We start from the raw sequence: 7,555 nt of genomic DNA, 5'->3' as shown, positions 1-7,555 counted from the left end.
AGCTACACTTGGAGACTGAGCATCGCCGCTTCGTGTTAGCACACGGAAATTGCCGTTTTGTAAATTTTGTTTGGCGATATGCAATCGAGTTTGTTGTAACGATTGGGAAAAGGATAGCCCTTTACGTTGCAACTTTTGTTGTAAAGATCTGGGGTGGATTTCTAGCGCATTGGCTACTTGGTTTATAGTGCATTCACCGCTAGATAATAGGTTGATGATAGTAGAGGTAATTCTGGTTTCTAGATCTTTAGGATATTTTGATTGCAATTGTTGAACTCGGTCCATAAGCAGACTTTGCAAGGCGTCTGAATCCCGCTGCGGTTGCTTCTTTAACCAGCTAGAGGGAAAACATACACCGTCATAATCGCTGTTGAAATTTAGCCGATTGGCTATTCCTTTCTCTCGCCACTTTAAGCCACTGGGTTGAGGTTGTTGTAATTGAATACGTAATTGCGGGTCGTTAGTTTGCGTGAGGTATTGAATTAATTGGAAAGTCTTTATCACTTGTAACTGGGTGATTTGTTTAACACCAGTATTACTGTCGAAATCGAACACAACTTTCATCTCTGTCATGTTGTCATGTTGAAAGCGCTCTATTCGCACCCCGAGTATGAAAAGATTTCTATGTGTTTCAATGTAGTCAAGGGCAGCGAGTACTGTCGCTTGCTGACTGGTAGACATGCCTAATTCCCCTAACATTCGAAAACCTTGTTCGCTGGCAAACTTCGCTCCAAATAGTGGTTCGTTGCAACTTTGAGCCGTGAGTTCTAGTAGCTCTGTTACCGCTGTGAGCGATAGATAAACATTCGACTCACGCAGTTGAACTTGGCTAATTCCCACTTGTGACAACAAGGAAATAGGGTTCGCCCCTAAACGCTTAACGAGTTTTTCGTATCCAACTAAGGCGATTCTGTGAATGTGGAACATAGGTTAGTTCTCAAACTGCCATTCGTAAATAATCAAATTAAACTCGCAATTAGTCAAGCTGTTATAGAGATACTATTATATATTTTAGTTGTGAAAGGCGTAGCTGTGCAGGATCAGTTTTGTCGTCGCCTTAAAATATTCTTTAAATTAACCCTATTTGGAGTAAATAAATATGACTGCTTTATCTTCACACTGCGATGGACGTGTTATTCACGATGCCGATAGCCACATAGTCGAAGGCGTTGGCTTTATGGAAAGCTTTGCCAGTAAATATGTTTTAGACAATTTAGATCCACCATTTTTTGATTTTAATAACATGGATGCTTTAAAGCCATTTTTCCAACAAGCTGAAAAACGTTTAAAAGGCGAAGATCCAGAATTAACCGCAAAATTAAAAGCCAATGTATTAGGCGATCCTCAAAAAATCAATATGTGGGCCGCTTATGGTGCCAAAGACAACGCAGAGCGCCGCGATTCGTTAGATCTTATTGGAATTAATAAACAGCTTGTTTTTCCTGGGCTAGTGTTTGTATCGCGATTTGCGAAATCAAATGATTTAGAGGTTATTTACGGCGGCAGTGAAGCACACAATCGCGGTATGGTTGAGTTTTGTTCTGAAGATCCTGAACGTTTATTAGCGGTAGGTTATCTTTCTTTAAAAGATCCGGTAAGAGCATTAGCCAGTGCTAAACAATCCATTGAGATGGGGGTCAAATCATTGTGGATACATTCAGATGCTTACGATGATCGTGCGCCCTCTCATATTGATTACGATCCTATTTGGGCACTAATGGAAGAAGCAGGTGTGCCTATTAGCTTGCACATTGGTAGTGGAGCGCGTTTACCCGCCGCTTATGCTAATACAGGTGTTAAGCGCGAGTTTGGCTCAGGAAAAGTGATTAATGTAGAAACCACTAGCCCAAAAGATGTACCTATTTTGCACCATTCAATTGAACGCTGGTTAATGTGCATGATATACGACGGTGTGTTAGAGCGCTTCCCTAAACTTAAAGTGGGCTTAATCGAACTAGGCGCCAACTGGCTTCCAGCTTGTATGTTCAACCTAGATATGGGTGCTAAGGAATTAGGTAAGTTTGACCTAGGTTTGAAAAAACTATCTTTAAAACCTTCTGAATATATCACTCGCCAAGTACGTGCTACACCTTTACATTTTGAAGATACCGGTTGGATTTTGCGAAACGTAGGTAAAGAAGTGTTGATGTTTAATACCGATTATCCACACCCTGAAGGCGGTGCTGATCCCTTCGGTGATTTCCAGCGTAGCCTTGATGCGGTTAACGCAACAAAAGAAGAGCTTGATGCGTTTTATTCGAAGAACTTCGAAGATTTGATGGGGCTTTAATAGCCTGTTAATTCAAATATAAAAACAAAAAAACGAGCTTCGGCTCGTTTTTTTGTTTTTACGAATAAATAATTGTCGTTATTACATATTATTGCAATTTGAATGTAAAGATTAATGGTTAGTGCTCTTTTATACGTTGATATAGGCTTGTAGCACTAATAGTTACACTCATTGCAAGTTTAACCTGTCAAATAAGTTAAAGTCACTCTAAATAATTGATTTAAATATAATTTATGTTGTTCATAGACAAGGTTTATGAATATTAATCAATCTATAATACTTGTCTGCTAGCTCGTTATTGTGTAATGTTTCAATAGTGAGTAATTTGTTTCTATTGATTAGCCATTTTAGGCCAGTGTGAGATGTATTAGAAGCGCTCTTATTTTCCTACAAACTAGTGAGAGAAACATGATTAATTTTAAACGTTTTGCGAAGGTCGGTTTGATCTGTCTAGCGTCATTGACGTTAATGCAGTGTTCCAATGTGGCGATGGATCTGCAATCTAAGCAAGCAGCTAATGCTGCGCGGCAAACTATTGATTTTAACTTTGATTGGAAATTCACTAAAGATGAAGTGGCCCAAGGCGAGTCACTCACCTTAGATGATAGCCAGTGGCAAGATGTTCGCTTACCCCATGACTGGAGCATCGAAGCCGGCTACACCCAAGAAAAAACGTCTGGCGCTACAGGGTATTTACCGGGCGGCGAAGGTTGGTATAGAAAACATTTCTCAACCCCTGCTTTGGCTAGTGGTAACACCGGCAAAACTCAGATTTTATTCGACGGGGTGTATAACCATTCAGAAGTATGGATCAACGGTCACTCCTTAGGAAAACGCCCATCGGGTTACGCTCCCTTTTATCATGATTTAACCCCATTTTTGAATTCAGATGGCACAGATAATGTTATTGCGGTGTATGTGGATCGTACTCGTTATATCGATACTCGTTGGTATCCGGGTTCGGGCATTTATCGTAACGTAAAGTTGATAGTCAGTGGCCAAGTGCATACACCAATTTGGAGCACAACTGTCAAAACCCTCGATGTAGAGCCTGCTCAAGCAAAACTCTTGATTGAAAGCCAAGTTAACAACCAAAATGTCGAGGCACAAAACCTAAAGATTACCACCTCTATTCTTGATGAATCGGGTAAAACCGTAAGCAGTAGCAACACTCAGTTAATGGTGGCAGCAAATAGCAAAAAGGGATATGAGCAAGAATTGAGTTTATCTAATCCGCAATTGTGGGATCTTGATTCACCTTCATTATATTATGCAAAAATCGACATCTTTAACGGCAAACAATTACTCGATAGCACTAAAACACGATTTGGTATCCGAACGTTAAGAAACGATGTTAATTTAGGATTTTTCTTAAATGGCAAAAACGTAAAAATTAAAGGTGTTAACCTGCATCATGACGCGGGTCTGGTAGGTACAGCCGTTCCAAAAGGTGTGTGGCAGCGCCGCTTACAAGTGTTAAAACAGGCTGGCGTTAATGCCATTCGTACCGGTCACAACACAGCTTCTAAAGAATTTATTGAATTGTGTGATGAAATGGGATTTTTAGTGCAAGAAGAGTCATTTGACGAATGGCTGATGCCAAAAGACAAACGCCGAAACTTCAGTCAAAAAGGCCCAGTTGAATACATCACCAAAGGCTATAGTAATGATTTTGCCGAATGGGCAGAGCGCGACCTAAAAGCGATGTTAATGCGTGACAAAAACAACCCTTCTATTTTCCAATGGAATATTGGTAACGAAATTGAATGGTCTTACCCTAACTATTTTTTTGCTACAGGGTATTTGAAAAACGGCAAGATTGCTGCGCCTATGTCTGAGCCACCACCAATCAAGCCAGAGCAAAGTAAAAAGATTTTTGAAAGCATCAAAACCAACAAACCAAAATTGGCCGATACAGCGGCAGAGCTAGCAGCTTGGGTGCGTGATATAGATTTAACACGCCCGGTTATTGCCAACTTGGTAACGCCTTCTGTTAGTCATTATTCAGGTTTCACCGATGCCCTAGATATCGTAGGTTACAGTTATCGCACCGGGCTTTATGAGTACGCTAGGGAGTTGTATCCAGAAAAAATATTAATGGGTACAGAAAATGTAGCGCAATGGCATGAGTGGAAAGCCATAAAAGACAAACCTTATATTTCTGGCATGTTTATTTGGACTGGCATCGACTACCTTGGTGAAGCGACCAAACGCTGGCCAACTAAAGGTGCTGCCTCAGGTATGCTTGACTTTGCAGGCTTCAAAAAGCCGGCGTATCACATGATGAGATCTCTATGGGATGAGCGCCCCAACATTTACATCGCTACTCAACAAAAAGATTATTCAATCTACAAGCTTGACGGTGACAATGTGGTTGAAAAACTACCGGGGCGTTGGAAAAAAGCCACTTGGGGATGGCACAATGTGAATGATCACTGGAATTACGACACAGACGAATTAGTGATGGTTGAAGTGTATACCAACGTTGAAAAAGTCGAATTGTTTCAAAACGGCCAATCCCTAGGTGTGCAGACGTTAAGCGACAACGAAGATCACGTTTTGAAGTGGGCAGTGCCTTTTAAAGCAGGTGAACTGGTTGCTAAATCTGCTGTGGCAGGAACCAATGCTTCTTACTCAATACAAACCACATCAGAACCGGTTGCCGTTGCGTTAAGTGTGGACAAAAAAGCACTTACTGCCGACAACTATGACGTGGTGCATGTCACGGCTCAGATAGTCGACAGTAATGGGATTGCAGTGCAAGATGAAGAGCGCGCATTTACTTTTACAGTGGATGAAAAACTCAGAAACTTGGGTGTTGATAATGGCGATGCGCAGTTTGTAGACGCCCATAAAACCAATACAGTTGTGAGTAAAAAAGGCCGCGCACTATTGATAGTGCAAGGTAAAACACTACAAGGTCTTGCCAACATCAAAGTGACGGCAGATGACTTAAAAGGTGACAATATTAGCTTGCAGCTGAATAATTAATTTAGCGGTATCACTTAAACCAAAACCAATGCCTCTTTGCTTAAAAGGGGCGTTTAGTTTCTAAACATTTTTAATCGAGATCATATCTATTATGAATAGTCGCAACCTTGTTAAGTCTGCTCTTATTATTATTTTACCATCGCTGTTTTTAATAACAGCTTGCGAAAACGCGCCCACACCAGTCGAAAGTACCAAAGTGACTATCGAAACTGGTGAGGTAAGAGGTAAAGAACATTTAGCCGATACTTATGCTTGGTTAGGCATTCCCTATGCTGCACCACCTATTGGAGATTTGCGCTGGCGTGCGCCGCAACCAGCTATTCCTTGGGATGGTGTATTGGATGCGTTGGAATACGGCTCGTTGTGTACTCAACCGCCTAATGGGCTTTCTGGCGATGTTGCGCCTATGGCAGACCGAGTAATGGGATCAGAAGATTGCTTGAGCCTCAATGTGTACGCCCCTAAAAGCGCGTTAACCGCAGACCAGCCGCTGCCTGTGATGTTTTGGATCCACGGTGGTTATAATCTAACCGGCTCATCGCAAACTCAAGAAGGTGCCTACCTTGCTGCTACTCAGAATGTGATAGTGGTATCTGTAAACTATCGTTTAGGTTTGTTAGGTTGGTTTCGCCATCAATCCCTCAGAACGACCGCAGCAAATTTGGAAGATGCATCGGGTAATTATGGCGTGCTTGATTTGGTTGCGGCCTTGAAATGGGTGCAATCGAATGTCAGTAGTTTTGGTGGCGACCCAACACGAGTTACGGTTTTTGGCGAATCAGCAGGTGGGCGCAATACTTGGGCCTTGGTGCAAACGCCTTTGGCAAAAGATTTATTCCACGGTGCGATAGTGCAAAGCGGCACGTTACGCATCAGCGATCCTGATAAATCAGAAGCTTATGACAAAAACCAACTAGATTATCCGGCCTATGAAAATAACAGTGCTGAAGTGGTCGCAAAATTGGTGGATAACGCAGACTCTAAGTCAGCAGTTGAAGTGGCAAATGCCTTAAGACAAGTGTCGGCTAGTGATTTATATGCCACAACAGCCGAGGAAGGCAGCGAAGGCGATATCGATTCTTTTTCCTCCCCTAAAGCTTTTCTTGATGGTCACGTTTTTGTCGCGCAACCATTAGCGTTATTTAAAGACCCTTCTCGTTATAATTCGGTGCCTATTATTACCGGTAGTAACCTTGATGAACTTAAAATAGCAATGGCATTTGATGACCGTTGGGTGGACAAATCCCTAGGATTTTTACCCGAAGTAAAAGACCCAGGTCGTTACGCCAATGCGGGACGTTACAACGCCGAAAGTTGGCGGGTCACAACTGTCGATTTACCTGCAGAAATTATCACCAAAAACGGTGGCGCACCTATTTATAACTACCGCTTAGATTATGACGATTTGCTTGACTGGCCGGTTGACTTGCCAACACTTATTGGTTCGATGCATGGCCTTGATATTGCGTTTATATTTGGTCTTACCGAAGAATTCCCGTTTAGCATGCTACTAGGGGATGAAGATGAACGACTAGAGTTATCAGCCTCAATGATGAACTATTGGGGAGAGTTTGCTCACACCGGAAAACCCGGACGTGGCAGCCAAGAGAAAGGCCCAGAATGGAACCAATGGCAAACCCAAGGCGAACATCTTATGTTGTTTGACTCTACAACAGGCGGCGGTGTGCGTATGGTAAAAGACAGGCTCACTATGGCTAAAATTAAACAGCGCCTTAAAAACGACCCGTTGTTTACCCCAGAAGAAAAATGCACCTTCTACCGCAGCATTTTTCTAAATGGCTACAATGCAGAGTTTGCCTTTGATAGGGAAGAGTATCGAGAATTCGCGGGTGAACCTTGCCCTATGACGAATCCAGATGAAGAGAACGCAGACTAAAATAATTGTAAACACCAGCTCTTTGACAATGCCTGTGTGATTTATTGTTTCGCTTTTAACAAGGCGTTTTGTTCTTCCATTAATTCAGTTAAATGAGATAATAACTCAATATCCTTTGGGGTAGCTACCGTTTCATCTTTGGTGTCTTGTGCCTTGTTTCTTAATCTATTCATAAACTTTACAACCAAAAAAACAGTGAACCCTATGATTATAAAATCTAAAAATACTTCAGATAGTTTTCCATAAGCTACAGCAACTTCTCCTGTTGTAACTTTACCAGCACTATCTATAACTGCATCGCGTAAAACCAACTTTTTATCACTAAAATTTACACCATCAGTTAATAATGATACTGGTGGTAGTATAACCTGCTTAGC

The 7,555-nt window shown here is 41.8% G+C and carries 5 protein-coding genes; 3 read left to right on the top strand and 2 right to left on the bottom strand.

Annotation, left to right across the window (positions count from 1 at the left end; translation table 11 throughout):
- The coding region (locus tag Q0688_RS03050) for an AraC family transcriptional regulator ligand-binding domain-containing protein (RefSeq protein WP_299073062.1) at positions 1-927 on the bottom strand (927 nt) is incomplete at its 3' end.
- 172 nt (positions 928-1,099) lie between these two features.
- On the opposite strand from Q0688_RS03050, the gene Q0688_RS03045 reads away from it, so the two are divergent.
- From Q0688_RS03045 to Q0688_RS03035, 3 genes are all read left to right on the top strand, one after another.
- Positions 1,100-2,290 (top strand): amidohydrolase family protein, encoded by a 1,191-nt coding sequence (locus Q0688_RS03045; RefSeq protein WP_299073060.1) that lies wholly within the window; start codon positions 1,100-1,102, stop codon positions 2,288-2,290.
- Between the two features lie 408 nt (positions 2,291-2,698).
- Positions 2,699-5,281: a glycoside hydrolase family 2 protein gene (locus Q0688_RS03040; protein WP_299073058.1), complete on the top strand. Its 2,583-nt coding sequence runs from the start codon at positions 2,699-2,701 to the stop codon at positions 5,279-5,281.
- 91 nt (positions 5,282-5,372) lie between these two features.
- Positions 5,373-7,178 carry a carboxylesterase family protein gene (locus Q0688_RS03035; protein ID WP_299073056.1) on the top strand — a complete coding sequence of 602 codons (1,806 nt, stop codon included), beginning with the start codon at positions 5,373-5,375 and terminating at the stop codon, positions 7,176-7,178.
- Positions 7,179-7,219: 41 nt separating this feature from the next.
- On the opposite strand, the gene Q0688_RS03030 is transcribed toward Q0688_RS03035, so the two are convergent.
- A partial coding sequence (locus Q0688_RS03030) for an MscL family protein (RefSeq protein ID WP_299073054.1) occupies positions 7,220-7,555 on the bottom strand: 336 nt, incomplete at its 5' end.

The organism is uncultured Paraglaciecola sp. (genome assembly GCF_937123705.1).
Taxonomy (GTDB): Bacteria; Pseudomonadota; Gammaproteobacteria; order Enterobacterales; family Alteromonadaceae; genus Paraglaciecola.
Note: the sequence above shows the minus strand (reverse complement) of the source record. Positions and strands in the feature narration are given on the sequence as shown.